Raw genomic sequence first — 24,812 nt, 5'->3', positions numbered from 1 at the left:
GCCAGTCTGGTGGGTGCCACTCTGATGGACGAACGTGTGCTGGGCGACTGGTTCAGCAAGACCAGTATCGACGCCAGGACGACGATGCTGACCGAGCCGTTCGTGCACGATTTCGTGCGCGCCAACATCTGGCATCTCAAAGGCCGCGACGTCGACCTGCTCGTCGACACCGGCATGGGCATCTGCCCGCTGGCGCCCCAGATTGACACGCCCGCCGGCAAGCCGCTGCTGGTCGTCGCCACCCATATCCATCTCGACCATGTCGGCTCGCTGCACGAATTCCCGCTGCGGGCGGGACCGGAGCAAAGCGCCGAAAAATTCGATAGCATGGATGAGGCGGTGACCTACGCCTACATGTTCCACAATCTCGACGGCGCCGTCTCGAAATTGCCGGCGCCCAGTTGGAAAGCGGCCGACTACAGGATCCCGCCGGCACCGCTGACAAGGACGCTTGCCGAGGGCGATGTCGTCGATCTCGGCGACCGGCAGTTCAAGGTGCTGCACCTGCCGGGACATTCGCCTGATTCGATCGCGCTGTTCGACGAGGCCGACGGCCTGTTTTTCGCCGGCGATGCCATCTATGACGGCATGCTGATCGACGACCTGCCGGATTCCGACCGCGCCGCCTATCGTCGCACGATGCAGCGGCTGCTCGACCTGCCGATCCGCATCGGCCATGGCGGGCACGGGCCGAGCTTCGACGGCAAGCGGATGCGGGAGATCGCCTCGGCCTATCTCAGGCGCACCAATGGGCGTTGATGCGCCGACCGAAGCGCCCGCGGACATTAAATCTTCGTAAGATGGCACAAGAACCCTAATTCGGACCCATCCAGACCCTAGATGCAGGTCTGTCGATCCGGTCGGCTGCCATGCCAGGCGAGACAGGCAATCGCAACCGTCGACACGCCGGATGGCCGGTTTCCCGTACGGGAGAAGCGGCCACGGCGCCGGATCAACTCTCGCCCGGACAGACGACCATGTCAGATATCCTTCGCAGACATCGCGTCGCGGCCTTGCTGGGCGCTGCGCTGATCCTATCCCCCTTCGTGGTGTCCTTCGCAGAGAGTGCGAACAATATGGGCGCAAGCAGCACCGTTCCGACAACCCAGACCCCCGTCGCCGGCATAAAGGCGCCGAACGGCTCGTTTGCTCCGATCGTGGCGGCCGACAAGCCGGCGGTGGTGACGGTCACCACCGTCATGAAAGCGCAGCCGGAAACGATGAGCGAAGACTCCCCCTTCGACGGCGGTTCGCCCTTCGACGACTATTTCCGTCAGTTTTTCGGCGACCAGGCAACACCCATGCCCAAGACCCCGCCGCAGCAACAGTCGCAGCGTGCGGAGGCACTTGGGTCCGGCTTCATCGTCGGCTCGGATGGCACCATCGTCACCAACAATCACGTCATCGATGGCGCCACCTCGATCAAGGTGACGCTCGATGACGGCACCGAGCTTCCCGCCAAGCTGGTCGGCCGCGATGCCAAGAACGATCTCGCCGTGCTCAAGGTCAAGGCCGACAAGTCCCTGCCGACCGTCAAATGGGGCGATTCCGACAAGCTAATGCCGGGCGACCAGGTGCTGGCTTTCGGCAACCCGTTCGGCATCGGCACCACGGTCACCGCAGGCATCGTTTCGGCGCGCGGCCGCGACCTGCACAGCGGTCCGTTCGACGACTTCATCCAGATCGACGCGCCGATCAACCACGGCAATTCCGGCGGCCCGCTGGTGGATGTCGCGGGCAATGTCGTCGGCATCAACGCGGCGATCTATTCGCCCAATGGCGGCAGCGTCGGGGTCGGCTTCGCCATCCCGTCTGACCAGGCCGAGAAGGTGGTCGCCAAGCTGATGAAGGGCGGCGACATCCAGTATGGCTATCTCGGCGTCCAGATCCAGGAGGTGACGCCGGACGTCGCCAGCGCCATGGGCCTTGACCATCCCGGCGGCGCACTGGTTTCCGAGGTCACCGACGGATCGCCGGCCGCGAAGGCGGGCATCAAGACCGGCGACGTCATCACCGGCTTCGCCGGCCGGGAGATAAAGGATCCGAAAGACCTGTCGCGTGCCGTCGCCGACGTAGCACCGGGCGCCAGGGAAATGCTCAATGTCTGGCGCGACGGCAAGACCATGCAGATTTCCGCCGATGTCGGACGCAACAGCGATGACGTGCAGACCGCATCGGCCGAAGGCAATGGCGGCAAGTCCACGGAGCAGGCCTTGCGCGTGCCGTCTCTCGGCCTCGGCCTCACCGACCTCACGCCGGATGTTCGCGAGCAGCTGAACCTGACCGACGACCAGCGCGGCGCCTTGGTCGAGCGCGTCAATCCGGACAAGGCGGCCTCGGCCGCCGGCATCCAGCCGGGCGATGTCATCGTCGGTGTCGACCAGACCCCGGTGAAGAACGCCAGGCAGGCAAACCAGGCGATCGCGCAGGCCGGCAAGTCCGGCAGGAAATCTGTGCTGTTGCTCGTCGATCGCGGCGACGCGCAGATCTTCGTCGCGGTGCCCTTCGCCGCCGGCTGAGGGACGAGTTCGACAGGCTTGCCGCATCGGCGGTGAGCCCGTCGGGCTGCCCAAGATTCCTGTTGCCCGTCGGGATATCTTCGCGAACACTGGCTGCGGTCGATTTCGAACGCAGCGCAAACGGATTGTCCCAATGGTTACCCGCGGCTTCTCTTCCGGGCGAAGGCCCCCGACGGATACGGACGCCCGCATCCCGCCCGGACAGTATCTCGAGCAAGGTTTTCCCGTGCTGTCGGCCGGACCGACGCCGCGCTTGCGCACCGAGGACTGGTCGTTCACGCTCAAGCACGGACCGCGGCCGATCAAGAAGTGGAGCTGGGCCGAGTTCAATGCGCTGCCGCTGACCCGGATGACGCGCGACATCCATTGCGTGACCGCGTGGACCAAGTTCGACACGGCATGGCAAGGCGTGCTGATCGACGACATCCTCGCGGATGCCGGCATTGGGTCGCCGACCTCCTTCACACTGGCGCATTCGTTCGACGGCTACGCCACCAATGTGCCGGTGAAGGACCTTGTCGCCGGCAAGGCGATGGTGGCGCTGCTTTATGAGGGCAAGCCGATCACGCCGGACCATGGCGGGCCGGCGCGGCTCCTGGTGCCGCATCTCTATTTCTGGAAGTCGGCCAAATGGCTGAACGGGCTGCAGTTCACCGAACGCGACGAGCCGGGCTTTTGGGAATTGCGCGGCTATCACATCTATGGCGACCCGTGGCGCGAGCAGCGCTACTCCGGCGACCCATGAGCGAGGCAGCGGCGGCGCAATCGCCCTGGCAGACGGCGAAGATCATTCGCATCGAAAAGCGCACGCCGCGCGTCACCAGTTTTGTCTTCAAGCTGTCGCGGCCTTTCGTCCATCAGGCCGGACAGCATGTCGATGTCCGGCTGACGGCGCCGGATGGCTACCAGGCGCGCCGTTCCTATTCCATCGCCTCGGCGCCCGAGAGTGGCGGGACTATCGAGCTGGCGATCGAGCGGCTCGACGATGGCGAGGTCTCGCCCTTCTTCCACGAGGTGGCCGTGGTCGGTGACGAGATCGAGTTGCGTGGTCCGCTCGGCGGCCATTTCGTCTGGTCCGACAGCGATGGCGAGCCGCTGCTTTTGGTCGGAGGCGGCTCCGGCGTGGTGCCGCTGATGGCGATGGTGCGCCACCGAGTGGCGCGGAAATCTTCGGTGCCGGTCGCGCTGGTGTTTTCGGCGCGGGTCTGGGATGAGGTGATTTTTCGCGACGAGCTGATCGGCCTCGACAACCGTCGCGACGGGTTCGACCTTGTGCTGACGCTGACGCGCGAGGCCGCACGGCGCCCCGAGGACTATTCGCGGCGGATAGACGTCCAGATGATGATGCAATCCATGGCGCGGCTGCCCGAGCCGCCGAGGCTTGCTTTCGTCTGCGGCTCGAACGCCTTCGTGTCAGCCGCCGCCCAGGCCTTGATCGATGCCGAAGTCCCGCCCGGCCTCATCCGTACCGAGCGCTACGGCGTTTGAACCGCTACGCTTCAGGCCTCGATTTCGAGCGCCGACAGCGGCTTCGAGCAGCAGGCCAGGATAAAGCCGTCGTCGATCTCGTGATCGAGAATGCCGCCATTGTGGCTCATCTCGACGTCGCCCGAGACCTTCTTGACCTTGCAGGTTCCGCACAGGCCGAATTCGCAGGCCGCGGGGATCCTGACGCCCGAGGCGCGCGCCGTCTGCAGCACGGTCTGCCCTGCAACGCATTCGGCGTCGACATCCGAAAGCGCGAAGCGGATCGGGGTCACGGCTTCGACAGGCACTCCGGTGCCGCCGTCCGCCGGGACGGCAAACGGCGCCGGTAGTTCCTCGACCGCGGGAGCGGCGAAGCTTTCCTGGTGGTATCTGGCCATGTCGAAGCCCGAGGCTTCAAGCATGCCGCGCACCGCGCGCATGAACGGATCCGGGCCGCAGCAGAAGATCTCTCGCTCACGAAAGTCGGGCGCCAGCAGTGGCAAGCGGATGGCATCGATACGGCCCATATGGCCGAACCAGCCTTCACGGCTCGACCGTTCCTCGATCATGAAGCCGAGCGACAGGCCGGGCATGCGGCTGCCCAGCAATTCGAGTTCCTTGCGGAAGATGATCTCTTCCGGCCGCCGGGCGCAGTTGACGAAGCCGACATCGGTCCATGGCGCGCAGTCGTTCAGCCAGCGCAGCATCGACATCATCGGCGTGACGCCGGAGCCGGCCGAGATGAACAGGTATTTCGCCGCCGGATGGCTGTGCAGCGAAAAGTCGCCCACCGGTCCATAGGCCTTGACGTGGGTGCCTGGCTTCAGATGATCGAACATCCAGCGCGTGCCGAGGCTGCCGGCCTGCGCCTTCACCGTCACCGCGATCGAAAACGGCCGCGACGGCGACGACGACAGCGTGTAGGTGCGCATCAGCGGGCCGCCGGCGGTTGGCAGTTCCAGCGTCACGAACTGGCCCGGCTTGTAGCGGAACCAGGTCTGGTTGTCGGAGCGGAAGGTGAAGGTCTTGACGTCGGGCGCCTCGTCGGCGACGCCGATCACCTCCAACACCTGCAGCCTGTCGTTCCAGGGCGCCATCTCGTCGAGGTGGCGGTAAAGCCCGAGGTCGGTCATCGCGTTCATCCCCCACCCCTCAGGCGACGCTGCGCAGCGCCGGCCGGCCGCCTTCGGCAAGGCGCGGGCCGATGAAGGCCGCGTACCATTCGACGAACTGGATGACGCCGCCCTCATGCAGTTCCGAATAGGGGCCGGGCTCATAAGCCGGCGACAGGATGCCGAAGGCATTTTCCTCGACAATGCGGCGGTCCTGATCGTTGGTTTCGGTCCAGACATGCGTGAGTTCTTCGAGGTTGTAGTCGACGCCTTCGACCGCATCCTTGTGGACCAGCCACTTCGTCGTCACCGCGGTCTCCGTGGCGCTGATCGGCAGCACGCGGAAGGTCACCGCGTGGTCGATGAGAATGTGGTTCCATGTCGTCGGGTAGTGATAGTGCATCAAGGTGCCGATCCGGTCGGCCGAGACTGTGTCGGACAGGTTCTTCGTCACTGCCCGCTTGCCGTTCATCGTATAGCTGACGGCATCGCGCAGCAGCGGCGCGCGGGTGGCGCGATATTGTCCGGCCGGGTCGATGCGGAACTTGCTAGGGAGGCCCGCCGCCTCGCATTTCGCCCAGTGCGCCAGCATTTCGGGGTCGCTGTCGGCGCCCTGCACACCGGTCACCGTCGGCGCTTCCGGGAAGGTCTTGCAGAGTTCGGGGTGGTTGCCGGCGCAGTGATAGCACTCGCGGTTGTTTTCCCAGACGAGCTTCCAGTTGCCCTTTTCGACGATGGTCGATTCGAAGGCGACCTTCGCCTCGCGCAGTCGGTGCGGCAGCAGATAGGGCTCGATCATGGCGCGCATCGGCGCGAAGTCGGCGGGCTCTTTTGCCAGGCAGATGAAGATGTAGCCGCCGACGCTTTCGCAAGCGACCGGCTTCAGGCTGAACTGGCTCTTGTCGAAACCATCGGCCATCTGCCGGGCGAACAGGAGCCGGCCGTCGAGTTCGTAGGTCCACTGGTGATAGGGGCAGACGAGCTTGGCAGCGGTGCCTTTCTCGGTGTTGCAGACGCGGCTGCCGCGATGGCGACAGGAATTGTGGAAGGCGTTGATCTTGCCTTGCTGGTCGCGCACCAGCACGACCGGATAGTCGCCGATCTGGGCGGTGATGAAGCTGCCGGGCTTCGGCAGTTCGCAGTCATGGCCTATGAACAGCCAGTCGCGATACCAGATCAGTTCCATGTCGAGCTTGAAGAAATCGGCGTCGGTGTAAAAGGGCTGTTCCAGCGAGTAGCCCTGCTTGCGGCTGTGCAGCAGCCTCAGCATGTCGTTGCGCGCATCCATGTCCTGTCCTCGTGTTCAAGGACTGAACTGGTGGTGATGGAGGAAAGATTAGCGGCAACCCGGCGCCAGGCCGGACATGCACCATCCACCTCTTGACCGCCCACCGCGATCAGTCGAGTCTAGAAATCTCGGGCTGGTTTCCGGGCTCTGGAGTGTCCTTGCGGACGGTCGCGACACCTTCCCAGGCTTGTGGCCCAGTGGTCTCCCGTTGCGACTTGAACTCCACCACCGTTGCGGGGGCAGCGCCGGGTTTTGACCGGCTTCCCAATTCTCCGCTTCGTCGTCACCAAGCGGCACCTGAGATGCCATGATCTAATCACGACGGCCGGTTCGGTGGCGGCATGAAAGCGACATCGTATCCATGCGGGCGCGACACGGAATGTGAATACCGCAGCCCATCTCCTAGGGAAGGCCGATCTCCCGCTTTTGCCGCACTTGGCGCCCGTCACGAATCGCCAGCCGATCGGGAGTTAGCCGGCGTCGAAAGGGTTAATAGTATCAAAAAGTGACTATTAGAGGATTCTGAAATCGAACCGAACGGTTCGTTTCTGTTGACGGTGCGTGCAGGACGGTGTGAACGCTGGCACTCCGACACTGTTGGTGATGCATAGGTGGCTTTTTGATAACCAATTGATAAAGTTGATAAAAAGCTTGGTGGTAGTAGGCTCTGGTACAATTTCAAGATGCAGAGTCATGGTCCAAGCGAAACAACTTCGTGATTGGAAACCGCCACCTGGCTTTCCCACATCGGGGCTGTCCGAACGACGCGATTTTCTTCCCAAGACACGCCGCTAGACGGACGAAAAAACTGAAAATACTGGAGTATAAAAAATGAAAAAGATTGTTCTCACTGCCGCCGCCCTTCTGGCCATTTCCGGCAGCGCCTTCGCTGGTAGCGACAATTATGGTTCCAACGGTGCGAACCAGCCTGCCGCCGCAGTCGACAGCTCGCATACCGCTTCGATCCAGAAGCCGGCCCATGCCGACAACCAGCCCGTCGTTCAGGGCAGCGACCGCAACCTTTTCGGCAACAACTAAACAGTCGATCCCAAGACGAGACGCAGAGCGGCGGTCAAGTCCGCCGCTCCGGGATCTGAAATCCAGGAGTGCCCAAAATGAAGAAGATTGTCCTTACCGCCGCCGCGCTTCTGATCGCCGCTGGCAGCGCCTATGCCAATAACGACAGTGTTGGTTCGAGTGCCGTCAACAAGCAGACGACCGCCAACATCGACACCACGCAGACCTCGTCGGTGCGCAACACCGAGTCGCCGGTCTACAAGCTGCTGAATTCGTCGGGCGACGTGCAAAAGTCAGCGCCCCAGGGCAGCGACCGCAACCTCTTCGGCAATCGCTAACCGCCGAAGTTGCTAGCAAACAAGAGCGGCGGGCCTGGCCCGCCGCTCTTGTTTTTATGCGATGCCGAATGGCCTGACGTTAGGCCGCCTTCACTTCCGGCGCGTGGAGCGAGAAGGAGTGGCCGTCCGCGTCGAAGATATGCAGGTCGCCGGCGTCCGCGCTCAGCCGCAGTGTCGCCCCGCGCTTGACCTCGACATTGCCCGGCATCTTGGTCACCAGCGGCAGGTCGGCGCGGCCGATATCGACATAGACGAGCTGGACCTCGCCGAGTTGCTCGACATAGTCCACCGTTCCCTCGAACAGATAGTCCGCGCCGGTAGCAATCACCAGATCCTCAGGCCGCACGCCGAAGCTGACCGCAGCACCCTTCGCCGACGCCGGCGTGGCGATCGGCACCGTTGCCTTGCGGCCACCGACATGGCTGACGACGGTCGGGGTGCCGGTCTTGTCGACCGTCGCCGGCAGGATGTTCATCGCCGGTGAGCCGATGAACTGGGCGACGAACAGATTGCCCGGTCGCTTGTAGAGCTCCATCGGCGTGCCGACCTGCTCGATATGGCCTTCCTTGAGTACGACAATGCGGTCCGCCAACGTCATCGCCTCGACCTGGTCGTGGGTGACGTAGATCATCGTCGTATTCGGCATCGATTCCTTCAGCTTGGCGATCTCGATGCGGGTGGCGACGCGCAGTGCCGCATCGAGGTTCGACAGCGGTTCGTCGAACAGGAACACTTTCGGATTGCGCACGATGGCGCGGCCGATAGCGACGCGCTGGCGCTGGCCGCCCGACATCGCCTTGGGCAGACGGTCGAGATATTTGGTCAGCTGCAGGATCTCGGCCGCCTGCCGCACGCGCTTGTCGATCTCAGCCTTGCTTTCCTTGCCGATCTTCATCGAGAAGGCCATGTTGTCGTAGACCGTCATGTGCGGGTAGAGCGCATAGGACTGGAACACCATGGCGATGCCGCGCTTCGACGGCGGCACGTCGTTCACCACCTCACCGGCAATCTTGAGCTCACCGGAGGTAATCTCCTCGAGCCCGGCGATGGACCTCAGCAAGGTTGACTTGCCGCAACCCGAAGGGCCGACGAAGACGATGAACTCGCCCGACTTTATGTCGAGGTCGATGCCGTGGAGAATGTGCAGATTGCCGTATGATTTCTTCACCTGTCTCAGCGTGACATCGGCCATGATTTCCTCCCAGTGGTTCCCTGCAAATTAATCGATACGCCCGAACCAGGCGCCGTAACCGCCGAGGCGGACCGAGCCTGTGCCAGACTGTCCTGAAAAGCCGTGCCCCGGCAAGGGCTGCAGCGCCTGGCCGCCGAGGGCGACCTCGGCCGGCTTGCTGCCCAAATTGAAGACGCAGACGACCTGCTCGTTGCCCTCGCGGCGGTTGAAGGCGACGGTGTCGCCCTCGCTTTCGATGAAGGTAATGTCACCCTTGGCCAGCGCCGGATGCTGGCGGCGGAAAGCGAGAAAGCGCCGGTAGTGCTCGAGCAGCGAGTTGGCGTCGCCCTGCTGCACGTTGACGGCTTGCGACAGATGCTTGTCGGGCACCGGCAGCCAGGGTTTTGCGGTCGAGAAGCCGCCATTCCTGGCAGCGGCATCCCATACCATCGGCGTGCGGCAGCCATCGCGGCCCTTGAACTCTGGCCAGAAGCGGATGCCGTACGGGTCCTGCAGGTCCTCGAACTGAAGCTCCGCCTCGCCGAGGCCGAGTTCCTCGCCCTGATAGATGCAGACCGAGCCGCGCAGCGACATCAGCAGCGCCGAGATGACTTTGAGATAGGCGGTCGGATCGGCTTCGCCGGCGGCCCAGCGCGAGGCCGGCCGCATCACGTCGTGGTTGGAGAAGGCCCAGCATGACCAGCCATCGCTGGCGACCTTGCCGAAGGCTTCCAGAACCGAACGTACCTTGGCGGCGCTGATCTTCTCCGGCGCCAGGAAGTCGAACGAATAGCACATATGCACGCGCTTGCCGCCGGCGGTGTAGGCCGCCACCACTTCCAGCCCTCGCTGCGAATCGCCGACTTCGCCGACCGCGGCCTGTGCCGGATACTCGTCGAGCAGGGCGCGGAAGCGTTCCAGAAAACCGAGGTTTTCGGGGCGGCTCTTGTCGTAGAGATGATCCTGGTAATTGTAGGGGTTCACGGCAGGCGCCGTCTGGTCGTTGCGCTCTTCCGGCGGCAGCGGCGGGTTGTTTTCCAGCCCCTGACTGTGGAAGTAGAAATTGATGGTGTCGAGGCGGAAACCGTCGACGCCACGTTCCAGCCAGAAGCGGGTGATGTCGAGCAGCGCGTCCTGGACTTCCGTGTTGTGGAAGTTGAGATCGGGCTGTTCGGCCAGGAAATTGTGCAGGTAATATTGCTGGCGGCTGGTGTCCCACTGCCAGGCCGAACCGCCGAAGATCGACAGCCAGTTGTTGGGCGGCGTGCCGTCGGGTTTTGCATCGGCCCAGACATACCAGTCGGCCTTCGCATTGGCGCGGCTCGAGCGGCTTTCCTTGAACCACGGATGGATGTCGGCGGTGTGCGACAGAACCTCGTCGATCATCACCTTGAGGCCCAGCCGGTGCGCTTCCGCCGTTAAGGCGTCGAAATCGGCCAGCGTGCCGAACATCGGGTCGACGTCGCAATAGTCCGACACGTCGTAGCCGAAATCCTTCATCGGCGACTTGAAGAAGGGCGAGATCCAGATGGCGTCAACGCCGAGCGATGCGATGTAGAGCAGCCGTTGGACAATGCCTTTCAGGTCGCCGATGCCGTCGCTGTTGGAGTCCTGATAGGAACGCGGATAGATCTGGTAGATCACCGCGCCCCGCCACCAGTCACGATCGACGGCGGGGTCCGGTCTGGATGTCACCTTCAAAGCCGATTGCATTACTCTCAACCTCCTTTCACCGAGCCGGCAAGCAGCCCGCGTACGAAATAGCGCTGCAGCGAGAAGAACACGATCAGCGGCACGATAATGGTCACGAACGCCGATGTCGTCAGGATCTCCCAGTCGCCGCCGCGCGAGCCGAGCAGCGCATTGAGCTTGGCGGTCAGCACGATCTGATCCCCCTCGGTACCGAGGAAAACCATCGCCACCAGGAGATCGTTCCATACCCAAAGGAATTGGAAGATGGCGAACGAGGCGAGCACCGGGAACGACAGCGGCAGCACGATCTTGACGAAGATCTCGAAATCGCTGGCGCCGTCGATGCGCGCCGATTCCATGATCTCGCGCGGCAGGCCGGCAATGTAGCTCCTGAGCAGATAGATGGCGAAGGGCAGGCCGAAGCCGGTATGCGCCAGCCAGATGCCGAGATAGGTTTTCGAAGGCACGCCGAAGAAAGTGCCGACGCCGTTGTAGAGTTTTAGGAGCGGGATCAGCGACATCTGCAGCGGCACGACCAGCAGGCCGATGATGACGGCGATCAGCAGCGCACGGCCTGGAAAGCGCATCCAGGCGAGCGCGTAAGCCGCGAAGGCCGCGATCAGGATCGGGATGACAGTCGCCGGAATGGTGACGGTCAGCGAGTTCATGAAGGAGCGGCCGATGCCTTCAGAGAACAGCACTGTCTGGTAGTTGTCGGTGGTGAATTTCGGCGGCGCCGACGAGGCGTAGTAGACGCGCTGGCCGCGATCGCCCTCGAACGCTTTTGGCGACTGCATGACGAACGTCCCGTCGGCGTTGAGCTGCAAGGTCACGCCGTCGCCGAGATCGGCAGTCGTGCCGGCCGGATACTGTGTCGGCGCGGCCGACTTGACGCCGAAGGCGCTGATGTTGCGGGCAGCGCCATCGCCGAAGATGTTACCTTGGAGGACGAACTTGCCGTCCTTTTCGACCTGCGCCGAGGCCGGCGGCAATCGGCCGGCTTCGGTCTGACTGGAACTGGCGAATGAATTCCACCAGCCGGAGGCGATGATCTGGTCCTTGTCGCGCAGCGACGAGACGAGAATGCCGAGCGTCGGCACGGTCCAGATCGCCACGAAGATGAGCACCGCGATATGGACGCCGAAGCGGCTGGCAAACGACTTTCCGGTTGCGACGGCCATCTCAGTGCCCTCCCGTCTCTTTGTTGGCCTGGCGGATGTTCCAGACCATGATCGGAATGACCGCGATCATGATGATGATGGCGATGGTGGCGCCGCGGCCGAAGTCACCGCCGCCGCGGAACATCCAGTCGAACATCAGATTGGCCAGAACCTGGCTGTTCCACTGGCCGTTGGTCATCGTCAGCACGATGTCGAACACCTTCAGCACCAGGATGGTGATCGTGGTCCAGACAACGGCGATGGTGCCCCAGATCTGCGGCACCATGATCTTCCAGAATATCTGGAACGGGTTGGCGCCGTCGATGACAGCGGCTTCCAGCGTCTCCTCCGGAATGCCGCGCAGGGCGGAAGACAGGATGACCATGGCAAAGCCGGTCTGGATCCAGATCAGGATGATCATCAGGAAAAAATTGTTCCAGAACGGCAGCGATATCCAGACCTGCGGCTGACCGCCGAAATACTGGATGATGGCGTTGAGCAGGCCGATCTGCGTCTGGCCCTCGCCGCGATACTCGTAGATGAATTTCCAGATCACGCTGGCGCCGACGAAGGAGATCGCAAGCGGCAGGAAGATCAGGCTCTTGGCGATCGTGCCCCACCAGATCTTGTCGGTGAGCACGGCAATGATCAGCCCGAGGAAGGTGCAGGCGGCCGGCACCACCGCCAGCCAGACGATATTGTTGAGGATAGAGTTGCGGAACTCGCGGTCGCCGAACGCCCATTCGTAGTTGGCGAAGCCGACGAAATTGCCGCCGCCGCGATCGAGGAAGGAGAGCCGCAGCGTCTCGACCACCGGATAGATCAGATAGATGGTGAGGATGATCATGGCCGGGCCGACGAACAGCCAGGGGCGGATCATTCCTTGCCGGCGCAGATTGTCGATGGCTGCCGCACCCTGGACGCCGCGCGACGGGAAAATAATGTCCACAAGCTTGTTGGCGCCCCAGAAATAGGCGACGCAGCCGCCGACGCCGACGATGATGACGAATATGGCCGAAAAGATCTGAGCCGCCATGGGTCCCTCTCCCCTGCGCATGATCCGCCAATCGAGAAAAAGCTTGGCGACGGGATCACGAGCCGATTCAGTTGTGAAGCGCGAGCAGGTGCCAGGCGGGTAGTCGCCGCGGCAGGCCACGCTTCATGCCGGAACTCTATGCTTCACGAAAAACGCTGCAGTCGGGCCGACGGTGGGACCCGGGCCATCGCGGCCCGGATCCTGTCAGGACGGATAAGCCTGCGATCGGCGGTTTACTTGATGGCGTCCCAGCTCTTCTGGATGTCGGTGGCGACATCCTGGGCCGACTTGCCGCCAACCAGGTCGATCATGCCGGTCCAGAAGGAACCGGCGCCGATCTTGCCCGGCATCAGGTCGGAGCCGTCGAAGCGGAAGGTCGAGGCGTTGGCCAGGATCTCGCCCTGCTTCCTCAGTGCGTCGCTGGCATAGGCTTCCTTGTTGACCGACTTGAACGGCGTCACAAAGCCGCCCTGGGCCATCCAGATCTCATGCGCCAGCGGCATCTTCAGGAATTCGATGAACGCGCGGGCACTCTTGCTATCTTTCGTGATCATGGCCAGCGTGCCGGCACCGAGAACCGGGGTGCCGAGCTCAGGCTTGGAGGCATAGGGCGGGAAGTAGAAGAAGTCGGCGTCCTGTCCCACCTTGGTGCCCTCAGGGAAGAAGGTCGGGATGAACGATGCCTGGTGGTGCAAATAGCATTTCGGCGGCACCGCGAAGAGGCCCTTCGGGCTGTCGCGGAAGTCGGTCGCGGCAACCGCCTTGGCGCCGCCGTCGACCATCTTGTCGTCGGTCGCGATCTTGCCAAAAATGTCGATGGCGTTGACGACCGCCGGATCGTTGAACGGGATCTCGTTCTTCACCCACTTGTCGTAGGTCTCCGGGGGCTGGGTACGCAGCATGATGTCCTCGACCCAGTCGGTCGCCGGCCAGCCGGTGGCGCCGCCGGAGCCGAGCCCGATGCACCAGGGCGTGCCGCCGTCGGCGATGATCTTCTTCTCAAGCTCGGCCAGTTCTTCCTGCGTCTTCGGCACCTTGTAGCCGGCTTCCTCGAAATTGTCCGGCGAGTACCAGACCAGCGATTTCACGTCGGCCTTGTAGGGGAAGGCGAAGAAGCCGGGCTTGCCGTCCTTGTCCTTGAATGTGCCGAGGTCGACCCATGATTGGCCGGCGCCGTAATTGTCCTTGACCCATTTGGCGGTGTCGTCGCCGAGCGGCGTCAGAAGGCCCTTGGACGCCAGGTCCTGGATCAGGCCGGGCTGCGGCAGCACGGCGATGTTGGGCGGGCTGCCGGCCTGGGTGTCGATGACGATCTGCTGTTCGTAATTCTCGGACGAGGAGTATTTGATCTCGACGCCGGTGGCGTCCTGGAAATATTCGAGAACGGTGCGGATAAGGCCCTCGTCCTCGCCGCGCCACGGCCCAAAAATGGTCAGCGTCTCACCCTTGAGATCGACCTTCTTCAGCTCTTCGTAATTCGCCCAGTTGAAGCGCGGGTCCTCGCCCGGCTTGAACTTCAGTTCGGCTTGCGCCGGCAGGCTCAGGGCAAGCGTTGCGAACGCAGCGCCCAGCAGAAGCATTTTCTTCATCGCTATTCCTCCCAGTGGTCATGAACACCCGGACGGAACCTCCATTCCGCCCGCCGACGCCGCAGGACTGTGACTCAGTCAGAAAGGAACCGCAACCTTTCGAAGAGTCTTCCAAAGCGCTTTGGTCTTCTTGATCTCGCCATTGAATCGCTCGGGAGTCAAGAGGGTGGCTAGCTAATCGATTTAGTTTTGGCAAATAAGCGGCAACTAAACTGCACTGCAGCACAGTTTTATGGCGGCGCAACAGCAATTCTGCTTCAAACTGGCCAGACCAGTGCGTATGCTAGCTCTGTTCGGCAGCGCCAGCCTTGGCACCGCTCGGATTCAAAATTAAAAGCGCTTTGAGGCTTTGGAGGCCTCCGGTGAACCTGAAGCAGCTCTCGCATATGCTGGCGCTTTCGCAGACGACGGTAAGCCGCGCGCTGAACGGCTATCCGGAGGTCAACGAGGAAACGCGGCGGCGCGTGATGGACGCAGCCAAGCGCCATGGCTACCGCCCCAATCCGAGCGCGCGCCGGCTGGCCACCGGCAAGACCGGGATGATCGGCTATGTGCTGCCGACGGGTGCTGCCGTCGAGATCGACCCGCATTTCGTCGAATTCCTCTCCGGTCTGGGCGACTATGCCCGTTCGCACGAGCTCGACCTGGTGCTGTCCCCGGCTGACGCCGACGACCAGGAGACCACTTACCGCCGCATCGTCGCCAACCGGCAGGTCGACGCCGTCTACATCTCCTCGCCGCGGCCAGTTGACCGGCGAGTGGCGTTGCTCAATACGCTCGGCATCCCCTTCATCGTCCACGGCCGCAGCGAAGGCTTCGGCTTCGACTACCCCTTCACCGACATCGACAATGAAGGCGCCTTCCACGAGGCGGCGCGGCTGCTGATCCAGCTCGGCCACCGGCGGCTGGCGCTGATCAATGGCGACGACCGCGAGACCTTCGCCATCCATCGTGAGCGCGGCATGCGCCGGGCACTCACCGCCAGCGGCCTGACGCTCGGCGAGCGCCATATCTGCTCCGTCACGATGACCGAGGAGAACGGCTATCGCGCCGCCCGGCGCCTGCTCGAGCAGAGCGAGCCGCCGACGGCAATCGCCTGCTCCAGCCTGATCATGGCGCTGGGCGTCGTGCGCGCGGTACGCGACCTCGGCCTGACGATCCCCGACGACCTGTCGCTGATCGCCCATGACGACGTCTTCCCATGGCTGAAGCCGGAGAATTTTTCCGTGCCGCTATCGACGACGCGATCGTCGATCCGTCTCGCCGGCGCGCGCGTCGCCGAACGGCTGGCGGCGCGGATTTCCGGGCTGGAAGAGGGCGCCCGCGGCGAAGTCTGGCCGGTCGACCTGGTGGTGCGGGGATCGGTTGCTGGGGCGCCGTAGGCTATGTGATGTTCAGGTGGGGCCGGCCTGGCCTGAATCTCACACAGCCCGTAGGTGCAACTTATTCCTTCGCCGCCTCTGCCGCCTTGGTGTCCAGCAGCCCATAGCCGAAATCATTGTCGCGGCCCTTCGGGCCGAGATCCCTGGCCGTTGCCGCCAGCGCCTTCTCGATCTCGTCGGCCGAGCGGTCGGGCGCGATGTGGATCAGATTGGCGACGGCCCCGCTCACGATCGCCGCCGCGAACGAGGTGCCGGTGACCACTTCGGAGCCTGCGCCGCTCGGTGCCACCATCTCGACGCCGGGGGCGGAGATGAAGACGTAGGCGCCGCGATTGGCCTGCGGCATCAATCCGTCCTTGGCATCGGTGGCGGTGACGGCGATGACACCGTCATAGGCTGCCGGGTAGCCATAAGGCGCCTTCGGCCCGTTGTTGCCGGCGGCGGCCACCAGCACGATGCCGAGCGCGCGGGCATTGCGGCAGGCGATGCCGAGCAGGTCGTTCTTCGGGCCGACGAAGCTCATATTGATGATGCGCACATCCTGCTCGGCCGCCCAGTCGAGCGCAGAAAGGATGACATCCATGGTCGACTTGCCGCCCTCGAAGGCGCGGGCGTGGTAGATCTTCGCGCCGGGCGCCATGCCCTTCAGCGCACCGACGCCGGCGATCAAGCCATCGATCGAGGTGCCGTGGTCGCGCTTTTCGATCGGCACGTCGGGCATGGCGTCGAACTGGTCGGCGATGACGCCGGAGAGCGCCGGATTGGTGTCGTCGATGCCGGTGTCGATGACGGCGATGCGCACATTCTCACCGCTGGCCTGCTTCTCGTCGAGTTCGATGCGATCGAAGGCATAGTTGACGATGGCGGCCGCCTGCTGCAGCGAATAGACATGGTTGGGCTCGCGCCGCCTTGTGCGGCCGTCGGCGGCCAACTGCGCCAGCACGACGCCGACCGGGCGGCCGTCGAGAATGCCGAAGCGCGCCAGTGTGGTGCCCAGCAGCCGCGACTGGCGCTGCGACCGCACTTCGAGGCCGAAGGAAGCGGCGATCTGCTGCACGACGCCGGCATCGCCGTCGACCGTGACCAGCACCTCGTCGGGCACGTAGTCACCGACGATGGCGCGCTGCGGCACGGTGGCGACGAGATCGGTCGGCGAAATGACCGGACCGCCAGGCACGGCGGCCGGAACCACCGGTGCATCGGCGGGCGCGGCCGGCGAAGGCAAAGCGCTGGCCGGGTCACGACGCGGGTCGGGCGTCGGCAACGGCGTCCCGCCGCCTCCGGTAGGATTGGGGAACAGGTCGACGATCAGCGCCGGGAGAAAGACGGCGCCCGTCGCGCCGGGCGTTCCGCCACCTTCGTCGTTGGCGCAGTCGGCGCCGGCAGCATTCGTCCGGTCGAGACAGTCGGGTTTCGACTGCGGCTGGTTCGTGCTCTGCGCAAAAACGGGCGTGGCGGCGATTGTCGCCGCCGCCAGCAGAAATCCAGCAAATCCGAAGACTGTTCTAGCCGCCACTCGCCGGTTTCCTTCCCTCGATCACAGCTTCCGCGAAAGGCTGGGCGGCAATAAGGCTGACCAGCTTCTCGTAGTCGGCAGCGGTCTCGGCCGCGATGGCGATGCGGAAGACACCATCGGCGGTCGGCCCGCCAGCGATCTTCAGCCCGTTCTCGCCAAGGAAGACGGCGATGTCCGACATCTTCGCCTCCGGCTTGAACTTGACCAGAGCGAACGGCATTTTTGCCAGATCGTCCTGCGCGCCGGCAATTTCGAAATCATTGCCCTTGCCGCCCGGCTGCACGAAGGACTGCACCCCGACCAGCGCCAGCAGCACCGCGGCCGCCGCCCAGGCGACGCCGACCGGCACCGCCATGAAGCGGTTGAAAGCCTGCGCCAGCCATGATTGACCTGCCGGAGCGCGCGCTGGGCCGGCCTCGGCGTCGAGCGCCTTGGCGAAACGGCTGAGCGCATCGGCCGGCGGGCGGATCGCCTCGTTGGCAGCGGCGATGCCGGAGAATTCGGCTTCCGCCTCGCCGAGCGCGGCAAGTGCCGCCGGATCGGTTGCCAGCCATTCCTCGACGGCTTCCAGTTCGGCGCCCTCCAGCGAGCCGTTCAAATAGAACGGCAACAGCGTTTCCATCTCGTCGCGGCGCGACATCTTTTCAGCGGCGCTCATGGCCACCCCCTGTCGTAACCGGCGGCCTTCAAGGCTTCGCCGAGTTTCTTGCGGGCGTAGAACATCCGGGTTTTGACGGTGGCGACCGGAATGCCGAGCACCTCGCCGATCTCGGTCACCGACTGTCCGTGGTAGTAGGCAAGGTCGATCACCGTGCGGTGCTCTTCCGGCAGCGCATCGATGAACCGCCGCAGGGCGGCTGCCTTGTCGTCCTTCATCGTGACGACTTCCGGCGTGTCGGCGCTGTCGGGGACCTGCGCCGCGTCATCGTCGTCGATCCAGTCTTCCTTTTTCTTGCGCAGCAAGGACAGCGCCTTGAAGCGGGCAATGCCGAGCAGCCATGTCGAGACTTCCGAGCGTCCTTCGAAGCCCGGCGCCTGGCGCCAGAGCTCGAGAAAGACCTCGTTCGCGATATCGTCGGCCATCATTTCCGATCCCGTCTGGCGCACCACGAAGCGATAGACCCGCGCGTGGTGGCGCATGAACAGGAGCCGCACGGCGGCCCTGTCGCCCTTCGCGACCCGGTCGACAAGCGCGCGATCGGTCTCCGTCGCCGCCGTCATGGCCGGTCGAGCCGCCTGGCTCCTGTCTGCTCTGTCGCCGATCGGTCCAAAAAGGTTCATCCTCCGCCAAGGAATTTTCGGAGGCTAACCGAAGAGCGCGGGTGTTGCCAGAGTGTAGCCTTCTCCCCGTCTCTATACGGGGAGAAGGTGCCGGCAGGCGGATGATGGGCGGCACCCGCGTTCGCTATTCATATTCAACGTTCGCGCTGCCCCTCACCCTTACCCTCTCCCCGTATAATGACGGGGAGAGGGGGCCGCGAACTTTGGTGGTCGCCTCCTCCGTCACCCCAAAAACGGCTTCGCCTTCATCGTCGCCGGCACCGGCACGCCGAGGCGCTTCAGCACCGTCGGCGCGAGTTGCAACTGGTCGAGCAGCGTATCGGCCTGCGGTCCTTTGCCCGGCCCGAAATAGTACAGCGCGAAATCCTGCATCTCATCGTCATGGCCGCCGTGATGGCCGCGGTTCGTCTGGCCATGATCGGCGGTGACGATCACCTCATAGCCGGCTCCGCGCCAGCCGGGCAGGAAGGCGGCGAGCATCCCATCCATCGCATAGCAGGCATGGTCCATCTCGTGGCAGTCATGGCCGAAGCGGTGGCCCATCGAATCCAGCGTGCAGGTATGCAGGATGCCGTAGTCGATGCTGTGGCGCCGGGTCAGCATGGTCAGTGTGGCGAACAGGTCGACATCGCTCGGCGTCATCTGGTTCTTGAGGTTGTAGCCAGTCATGGTGTGGAAGCGGCCATGCGTGATCGGCCCGCCTGGCTCGTCGAATTCCATGTCCTCGACCAGGTCGAAGGGATGGGCGCGGAAGAATTCGGACCAGTAGGAATGGGTGACTGCGCCGGTCTTGCCGCCGGCCCTGCTGATCTCGGAGAAAATATCCGGCTGCTTGACCCGGAACCGGTTCTCATTGGAGAGGATGCCGTGCACCTGCGGCGAAACCCCGGTGTGGATCGAGGCATAGCAGCAGGCCGAAGTCGAGGGCAGCACCGAGCGCATCTTCCAGACGCGCGCCTCTCCCGACTGCACCCAGCCTTCGAGATTGCCCATCAGGCGGCGCCAGTTCCGATAGGGCACGCCGTCGAGGATGATGAGCAGAAGTTTGGTCTCGAGCGCCACGAGTGGCTCCATGCGACTTGTCAGTTGAAATCAAAACGCCGCGGGTCTGTGGGACACGCGGCGCGTTGCTCGTGAAACAGTGTTTCCGGATTTCGCCCCTAGTTGCCGGCGCTCGCCATGCGCCGTCCCTTGATCGCCTTTTCCAGCCAGCCGATCTCCATTTCGGGAACCGATGACAGCAAAAGATCGGTGTAGGCGTCGAAGGGCGGCGTCAGCACCTTGCTCTTGGGCCCATAGCGGACCACCTCGCCGCGATACATCACCGCGATCGAATCGGCGATCGACTTCACCGTCGCCAGATCGTGGGTGATGAACAGATAGGCGACGCTCTCCTCCTTCTGCAGTTCGAGCAGCAGCTTCAGGATGCCGTTGGCCACCAGCGGATCGAGCGCCGAGGTCACCTCGTCGCAGATGATCAGCTTCGGTTTGGCGGCGAGCGAGCGAGCGATGCAGACGCGCTGCTTCTGGCCGCCGGAAAGCTCGGCCGGATAGCGGTCGGAAAAGCCCTTGCCCATCTCGATCTTGTCGAGCAGTTCGGCGACGCGCTTGTCGCGCTCGCGGCCGCGCATGCCGAAATAGAACTCGAGCGGCCGACCGATGATGGTGCCGACGGTCTGGCGCGGGTTCATCGCCACGTCGGCCATCTGGTAGATCATCTGCAGCTGGCGCAGATCCTCCTTCGGCCGGTCGGCGAGCTTGTTGGCAAGCGGCCTGCCGTCGAAGGTGACGGTGCCTTCCTCAGGCGGCAACAGCCCGGTGATGGCGCGCGCCAGCGTCGACTTGCCGGACCCCGACTCGCCGACGACGGCCAGCGTCTGGCCCGGATAGATGTCGACCGAGACGTTCTTCAATACCTTGATGTGGCTGCGGCCATAGGCGGCGGTGACGTTCTTGACCGACAGGAACGGCGTCGTGCCGGGCTTCTGCTCATGGTGTTCGATCTCGTGCACCGAGACCAGCGCATTGGTGTATTCCTGGCGCGGTTCCTTGATGATCTGGCGGGTGCCGCCCCATTCGACCAGCCTGCCGTGGCGCAGCACCATGATCTCGTCCGAGACCTGGGCAACCACGGCAAGATCGTGGGTGATGTACAAAGCCGCCACATGGGTGTCGCGGATGGCGTCCTTGATCGCCGCCAGCACGTCGATCTGCGTCGTCACGTCGAGCGCCGTGGTCGGCTCGTCGAAGACGATCAGGTCAGGCTCCGAACACAGCGCCATCGCCGTCATCACGCGCTGCAACTGGCCGCCCGACACCTGGTGCGGAAAGCGTTCGCCGATGGTTTCGGGGTTGGGCAGGCTGAGCTTTTTGAACAGCGCGACGGCACGCTTCTCGGCCTCGGCGCGCGTCGCCGTGCCATGCAGCAGCGTCGCTTCCACCACCTGGTCCATCAGCCTGTGCGCCGGGTTGAAGGCGGCGGCTGCCGACTGCGCGACATAGCAAACTTCGCGGCCGCGCAGCTTGCGGAAACCTTCCTTGCCGTCCTTGAGGATGTCGCGGCCGTTGAGGATGACCTCGCCGCCGGTGATGCGCACACCGCCGCGGCCATAGCCCATCGACGACAGGCCGATGGTCGATTTGCCGGCGCCCGACTCGCCGATCAGGCCGAGCACCTTGCCCTTTTCCAGCGTCAGCGAGACATCATGGACAAGCACAATGTTCTTCGGCGCCTCGCCGGGCGGATAGACCGTGGCCTCGATGCGCAAATTGCGGATGTCGAGCAGCAGGCCGGATTTCGCTTTGCTGTCAGCCATCACCCGCGCCCTCCCTTCAGGCTTGTCGTGCGGTTGAGCACCCAATCGGCCACGAGGTTGACGGAGATCGCCAGTGCTGCGATCGCCGCGGCGGGAATAAGCGCCGCCGCGATGCCGAAGACGATGCCGTCCTTGTTTTCCTTCACCATGCCGCCCCAGTCGGCATCCGGCGGCTGCACGCCGAGGCCGAGGAAGGACAGCGTCGACAGGAACAGCACCGCATAGATGAAGCGCAGGCCGAGTTCGGAGACCAACGGCGACAGCGCGTTGGGCAGGATCTCGCGGAAGATGATCCAGGTCTCGCCTTCGCCGCGCAATTTGGCCGCCTCGACGTAGTCCATGACGTTGATGTCGACGGCGACGGCTCGCGACAGGCGGTAGACGCGTGTCGAATCGAGAATGCCCATGACCAGGATCAGCGTCACCAGATTGGTGGGCAGCACGGAGAGCACCACCAGAGCCATGATCAGCGTCGGGATCGACATCAGCAGGTCGACGAGGCGCGACAGCAGCGTGTCGAACCAGCCGCCGAAAACCGCCGCCGAAAAACCGAGGATGGCGCCGAGCGAGAAGGACAGGGCGGTGGCGAGCACCGCGATGAACAGCGTAATGCGAGCGCCATAGATCATGCGCGACAACAGATCGCGGCCGAGATTGTCGGTGCCCAGCCAATGCGCCGCGGACATCGGCTCCCAGACGTCGCCGACGATCTCGCCATTGCCGTGCGGTGCGATCAAGGGTGCGAAGATCGCCGCCAGCACGAACAGCGTCGTCAGCACGATGCCGATCAATGCCGGGATGGGGATGCGTTTGATATCGAGCATACCCGCTCCCTTACTTCGGATGTCTGAGACGCGGATTGGCGACGATCGCCGCTATGTCCGCAATGATGTTCAGGCTGATGTAGACGGCGGCGAAGATCAGGCCGACCGCCTGCACGACAGGTACGTCGCGCTTGGTGACGTGGTCGACGAGATACTGCCCCATGCCGGGGTAGACGAAGATCACTTCGACCACGACGACGCCGACGATCAGGTAGGCGAGGTTGAGCATGACGACGTTGATGATCGGGGCGATGGCATTGGGGAAGGCATGTCTGCGAATGACATTGAAGGCCGACAGGCCCTTTAACTCCGCCGTCTCGACATAGGCCGACTGCATGACGTTGAGGATCGCGGCGCGCGTCATGCGCATCATGTGGGCGAGCACAACCAGCGTCAGCGCGGTGGCCGGCAGCGCGATCGCCTGCATGCGCTCGCCGAACGGCATGCCGTCATAGACGGTGGAGATGCCGGGGAATATCTGCCATTTCACGGCGAAGAAATAGACCAGCACATAGCCGATGAAGAATTCGGGAAACGAGGTCGAGGCGAGCGCCAGTCCGGAGATCAGCTTGTCGACCCAGCCATTGCGGTAACGCACCGCGATCAGGCCGAGGATGATCGCCAGCGGCACGGCGACGACCGCCGCCCAGAAGGCGAGGAACAGCGTGTTCCACAGCCGCCCCTTGATCGAGGTCGCGATATCCTGGCCGCTCGACATCGCCGTGCCGAGATCGCCGGTCAAGACGCCACCCAGCCAGTGGAAATAGCGGATATAGGCCGGGTCGTTGAGCCCGAGCTGCTCGCGCAGATTGGCGAGCGACTCCGGCGTTGCCGACTGTCCGAGGATGGCTTGCGCGACGTCGCCGGGCAGGATCTGGGTGCCGGCGAAGATCAGGACCGAAATGGCCAACAGCAGGACGACGCCCAGCGCAACGCGCTGGGCCACCAGTTTCACAATGGGTGAGGACATCTCGACAAGGCCGGGCTCAGGCTTCGAGCCAGCACTTCGCCAGAGCGTAGCCGTTCATCAGTTCCTGATGCGGATCGTCGACCCAGCCGGCGACCTTGGCGCCTGTCGCGTCGATGAACTGGTTGAACATCGGCAGGATCAGGCCGCCTTCGTCGCGCACCATGACGGCCATGTCGTGGTACATCTGCTTGCGCTTGGCCTCGTCGAGCTCGGCGCGCGCCGCCAGCACCATCTTGTCGAAATCCGGACGCTTGAAACGCGTGTCGTTCCAGTCGGCTGATGACAGATAGGCGGTTGAGTACATCTGGTCCTGGGTCGAACGGCCACCCCAGTAGGAGGCGCAGAAGGGCTGCTTGTTCCAGACCTCGTTCCAGTAGCCATCGCCGGGCTCGCGCTTGAGCTCGAGCTTGATGCCGGCCTTGGCCGCGCTCTGCTGGTAGAGCTGCGCGGCGTCGACGGCGCCGGGGAAGGCAACGTCCGAGGTCCTGAGCAGGACCGTGCCGTCATGACCCGATTTCTTGTAATGGAACTTGGCCTTGTCGGGGTCGTACTTGCGCTGCTCGATGTCGGTGAACAGCGGATAGGACGCGTTTATCGGGAAGTCGTTGCCGAGCGAGCCATAACCTCTAAGGATCTTGTCGAGCATCTCCTCGCGATCGATCGCCAACTTCAGCGCGGTGCGCAGGTCGTTGTTGTCGAACGGCGCCGTGTCGCAATGCATGATGAACACGTAGTGGCCGGGACCGGCATGGTTGCGGATGGTGACGCCGGGTAGACGCTTGATCAGGTCGACGATCTTCGGCTCGACGCGGTTGATCATGTTGACCTGGCCGCCCTGCAGGGCGGACGTGCGCGCCGTCGCGTCGTTGATGACGATGACTTCGACCTGGTCGGCATGGCCCATCTTGTCGCCCTGCCAGTAATTGGCGAAGCGTTCGGCGCCATGGCGCACGCCGGGTTCGTTGGTCTTGACCACGTATGGACCGGCCGAGATGCCGGCATCGGGCTTGTCCTTGCCGCCGTTGGGCTGGACAATCAGGTGATAGTCACTGAGCAGATAGGGAAGGTCGGCATTGGCCTCCTTCAGCGTCAGCACCACTTCCTTGCCGCTGGCCTTGATGCTCTCGATGCCCTTCATGTAGCCAAGCGCGCCGGACTTCGACTTCTCGTCGGAATGGCGCTCGAGCGTGGCGGCCACGTCCTCAGCGGTTACCGTCTTGCCGTTGTGGAACTCGACGCCGTCGCGGATCTTCAGCGTCCAGACCTTGGCGTCGTCCGAAGAGCCGATCTCCTCGGCGATGCGGTTCTCGAGCTTTCCTTCGGGGGACAGCTCGACGATCATTTCGCCCCAGCACTTGCCGAAGGCGAAGGGCACCTGCGTCATCATCAGCGCCGGATCGAGGCTGTTGGTGGATTCACCGCCGACCAGGCCGGCCTTCAGCGTGCCGCCCTTGACCGGGCCGGCGGCGCGCGCCGCGCTCGAAAGCAGCGAGTTGGCGAAGGTCGCGGTGATGCCGAGAGCGGCGGCGCGGCCGAGAAAATCACGACGGCTGATTTTGCCGGACGCAACGCGGCGGCTCAGATATTCCAGTTCATTGGACATGATGAGTTCCTCACTCTGTTGGTTCGACCTG

General features: G+C 63.6%; 22 protein-coding genes and 1 riboswitch. Of the genes, 7 read left to right on the top strand and 15 right to left on the bottom strand.

Going from position 1 to position 24,812, the window contains the following annotated elements; translation table 11 throughout:
• Nucleotides 1-24: 24 nt before the first annotated feature.
• The 4 genes from AC04SI_RS00705 (at nt 25) to AC04SI_RS00690 (ending at nt 4,007) form a co-directional block, all read left to right on the top strand.
• On the top strand, nt 25-759 hold the full coding sequence (locus AC04SI_RS00705; protein ID WP_404274860.1) for an MBL fold metallo-hydrolase: 735 nt from the start codon (nt 25-27) through the stop codon (nt 757-759).
• A 218-nt stretch (nt 760-977) separates the two neighbouring features.
• A complete protein-coding gene (locus AC04SI_RS00700) occupies nt 978-2,519 on the top strand; it encodes a DegQ family serine endoprotease (protein WP_404274858.1) in 1,542 nt (513 codons plus the stop codon).
• A gap of 133 nt (nt 2,520-2,652) precedes the next feature.
• The gene (locus AC04SI_RS00695) at nt 2,653-3,264 is read left to right on the top strand and encodes a sulfite oxidase-like oxidoreductase (RefSeq protein ID WP_404274857.1); all 612 of its coding nucleotides are present in this window, start codon (nt 2,653-2,655) and stop codon (nt 3,262-3,264) included.
• Nucleotides 3,261-4,007: a ferredoxin reductase gene (locus tag AC04SI_RS00690; RefSeq protein ID WP_404274855.1), complete on the top strand. Its 747-nt coding sequence runs from the start codon at nt 3,261-3,263 to the stop codon at nt 4,005-4,007. Before AC04SI_RS00695 ends, AC04SI_RS00690 begins: the two co-directional genes overlap by 4 nt.
• Before the next feature lie 11 nt (nt 4,008-4,018).
• Here the strand turns inward: AC04SI_RS00690 and AC04SI_RS00685 are convergent, their stop codons facing one another.
• Both AC04SI_RS00685 and AC04SI_RS00680 read right to left on the bottom strand, forming a co-directional pair.
• Entirely contained in the window at nt 4,019-5,119 is a 1,101-nt protein-coding gene (locus AC04SI_RS00685) for an FAD-binding oxidoreductase (protein ID WP_488473889.1), read from the bottom strand.
• Between the two features lie 19 nt (nt 5,120-5,138).
• The gene (locus AC04SI_RS00680) at nt 5,139-6,386 is read right to left on the bottom strand and encodes an aromatic ring-hydroxylating oxygenase subunit alpha (protein ID WP_404274853.1); all 1,248 of its coding nucleotides are present in this window, start codon (nt 6,384-6,386) and stop codon (nt 5,139-5,141) included.
• Between the two features lie 114 nt (nt 6,387-6,500).
• Nucleotides 6,501-6,702, bottom strand: a riboswitch (cobalamin riboswitch).
• A 515-nt stretch (nt 6,703-7,217) separates the two neighbouring features.
• Between AC04SI_RS00680 and AC04SI_RS00675 the strand changes: the two genes are divergently transcribed.
• Both AC04SI_RS00675 and AC04SI_RS00670 read left to right on the top strand, forming a co-directional pair.
• On the top strand, nt 7,218-7,424 hold the full coding sequence (locus tag AC04SI_RS00675; protein WP_404274851.1) for a DUF680 domain-containing protein: 207 nt from the start codon (nt 7,218-7,220) through the stop codon (nt 7,422-7,424).
• Between the two features lie 77 nt (nt 7,425-7,501).
• Nucleotides 7,502-7,741: a DUF680 domain-containing protein gene (locus AC04SI_RS00670; RefSeq protein WP_404274850.1), complete on the top strand. Its 240-nt coding sequence runs from the start codon at nt 7,502-7,504 to the stop codon at nt 7,739-7,741.
• Between the two features lie 79 nt (nt 7,742-7,820).
• Here the strand turns inward: AC04SI_RS00670 and AC04SI_RS00665 are convergent, their stop codons facing one another.
• From AC04SI_RS00665 to AC04SI_RS00645, 5 genes are all read right to left on the bottom strand, one after another.
• Nucleotides 7,821-8,933: an ABC transporter ATP-binding protein gene (locus AC04SI_RS00665; RefSeq protein WP_404274848.1), complete on the bottom strand. Its 1,113-nt coding sequence runs from the start codon at nt 8,931-8,933 to the stop codon at nt 7,821-7,823.
• A 27-nt stretch (nt 8,934-8,960) separates the two neighbouring features.
• A complete protein-coding gene (gene bglA, locus AC04SI_RS00660) occupies nt 8,961-10,625 on the bottom strand; it encodes a beta-galactosidase BglA (protein ID WP_488473787.1) in 1,665 nt (554 codons plus the stop codon).
• A gap of 5 nt (nt 10,626-10,630) precedes the next feature.
• Nucleotides 10,631-11,785 carry a carbohydrate ABC transporter permease gene (locus AC04SI_RS00655; protein WP_404274845.1) on the bottom strand — a complete coding sequence of 385 codons (1,155 nt, stop codon included), beginning with the start codon at nt 11,783-11,785 and terminating at the stop codon, nt 10,631-10,633.
• Between the two features lies 1 nt (nt 11,786).
• A complete protein-coding gene (locus AC04SI_RS00650) occupies nt 11,787-12,800 on the bottom strand; it encodes a carbohydrate ABC transporter permease (RefSeq protein WP_120011867.1) in 1,014 nt (337 codons plus the stop codon).
• Between the two features lie 233 nt (nt 12,801-13,033).
• Nucleotides 13,034-14,389 carry an ABC transporter substrate-binding protein gene (locus tag AC04SI_RS00645; protein ID WP_404274844.1) on the bottom strand — a complete coding sequence of 452 codons (1,356 nt, stop codon included), beginning with the start codon at nt 14,387-14,389 and terminating at the stop codon, nt 13,034-13,036.
• 362 nt (nt 14,390-14,751) lie between these two features.
• On the opposite strand from AC04SI_RS00645, the gene AC04SI_RS00640 reads away from it, so the two are divergent.
• Nucleotides 14,752-15,771, top strand: a complete 1,020-nt coding sequence (locus tag AC04SI_RS00640) for a substrate-binding domain-containing protein (RefSeq protein ID WP_488473786.1) — start codon at nt 14,752-14,754, stop codon at nt 15,769-15,771.
• Between the two features lie 61 nt (nt 15,772-15,832).
• Here the strand turns inward: AC04SI_RS00640 and AC04SI_RS00635 are convergent, their stop codons facing one another.
• The 8 genes from AC04SI_RS00635 to AC04SI_RS00600 form a co-directional block, all read right to left on the bottom strand.
• Nucleotides 15,833-17,287, bottom strand: a complete 1,455-nt coding sequence (locus AC04SI_RS00635) for a S8 family serine peptidase (protein WP_404274841.1) — start codon at nt 17,285-17,287, stop codon at nt 15,833-15,835.
• Nucleotides 17,277-17,945, bottom strand: coding sequence for an anti-sigma factor (locus AC04SI_RS00630; protein ID WP_404274839.1), 669 nt, complete (start codon nt 17,943-17,945; stop codon nt 17,277-17,279). The genes AC04SI_RS00635 and AC04SI_RS00630 overlap by 11 nt, the downstream gene beginning before the upstream one ends.
• A complete protein-coding gene (locus AC04SI_RS00625) occupies nt 17,942-18,508 on the bottom strand; it encodes a sigma-70 family RNA polymerase sigma factor (RefSeq protein ID WP_192179270.1) in 567 nt (188 codons plus the stop codon). The genes AC04SI_RS00630 and AC04SI_RS00625 overlap by 4 nt, the downstream gene beginning before the upstream one ends.
• Before the next feature lie 282 nt (nt 18,509-18,790).
• Nucleotides 18,791-19,630, bottom strand: a complete 840-nt coding sequence (locus AC04SI_RS00620) for an alkaline phosphatase family protein (protein WP_404274837.1) — start codon at nt 19,628-19,630, stop codon at nt 18,791-18,793.
• Nucleotides 19,631-19,728: 98 nt separating this feature from the next.
• Nucleotides 19,729-21,384 (bottom strand): ABC transporter ATP-binding protein, encoded by a 1,656-nt coding sequence (locus tag AC04SI_RS00615; RefSeq protein ID WP_488473785.1) that lies wholly within the window; start codon nt 21,382-21,384, stop codon nt 19,729-19,731.
• Entirely contained in the window at nt 21,384-22,208 is an 825-nt protein-coding gene (locus AC04SI_RS00610) for an ABC transporter permease (RefSeq protein WP_404274833.1), read from the bottom strand. The genes AC04SI_RS00615 and AC04SI_RS00610 overlap by 1 nt, the downstream gene beginning before the upstream one ends.
• Before the next feature lie 10 nt (nt 22,209-22,218).
• Nucleotides 22,219-23,178, bottom strand: a complete 960-nt coding sequence (locus tag AC04SI_RS00605) for an ABC transporter permease (protein ID WP_404274831.1) — start codon at nt 23,176-23,178, stop codon at nt 22,219-22,221.
• A gap of 16 nt (nt 23,179-23,194) precedes the next feature.
• A complete protein-coding gene (locus AC04SI_RS00600) occupies nt 23,195-24,781 on the bottom strand; it encodes an ABC transporter substrate-binding protein (RefSeq protein WP_488473784.1) in 1,587 nt (528 codons plus the stop codon).
• Nucleotides 24,782-24,812 lie beyond the last annotated feature (31 nt).

The sequence above is a fragment of the Mesorhizobium sp. CNPSo 4689 genome (genome assembly GCF_057784325.1).
The sequence above is the reverse complement of the archived record's forward strand: the minus strand, read 5'-3'. Positions and strand labels throughout refer to the sequence as shown.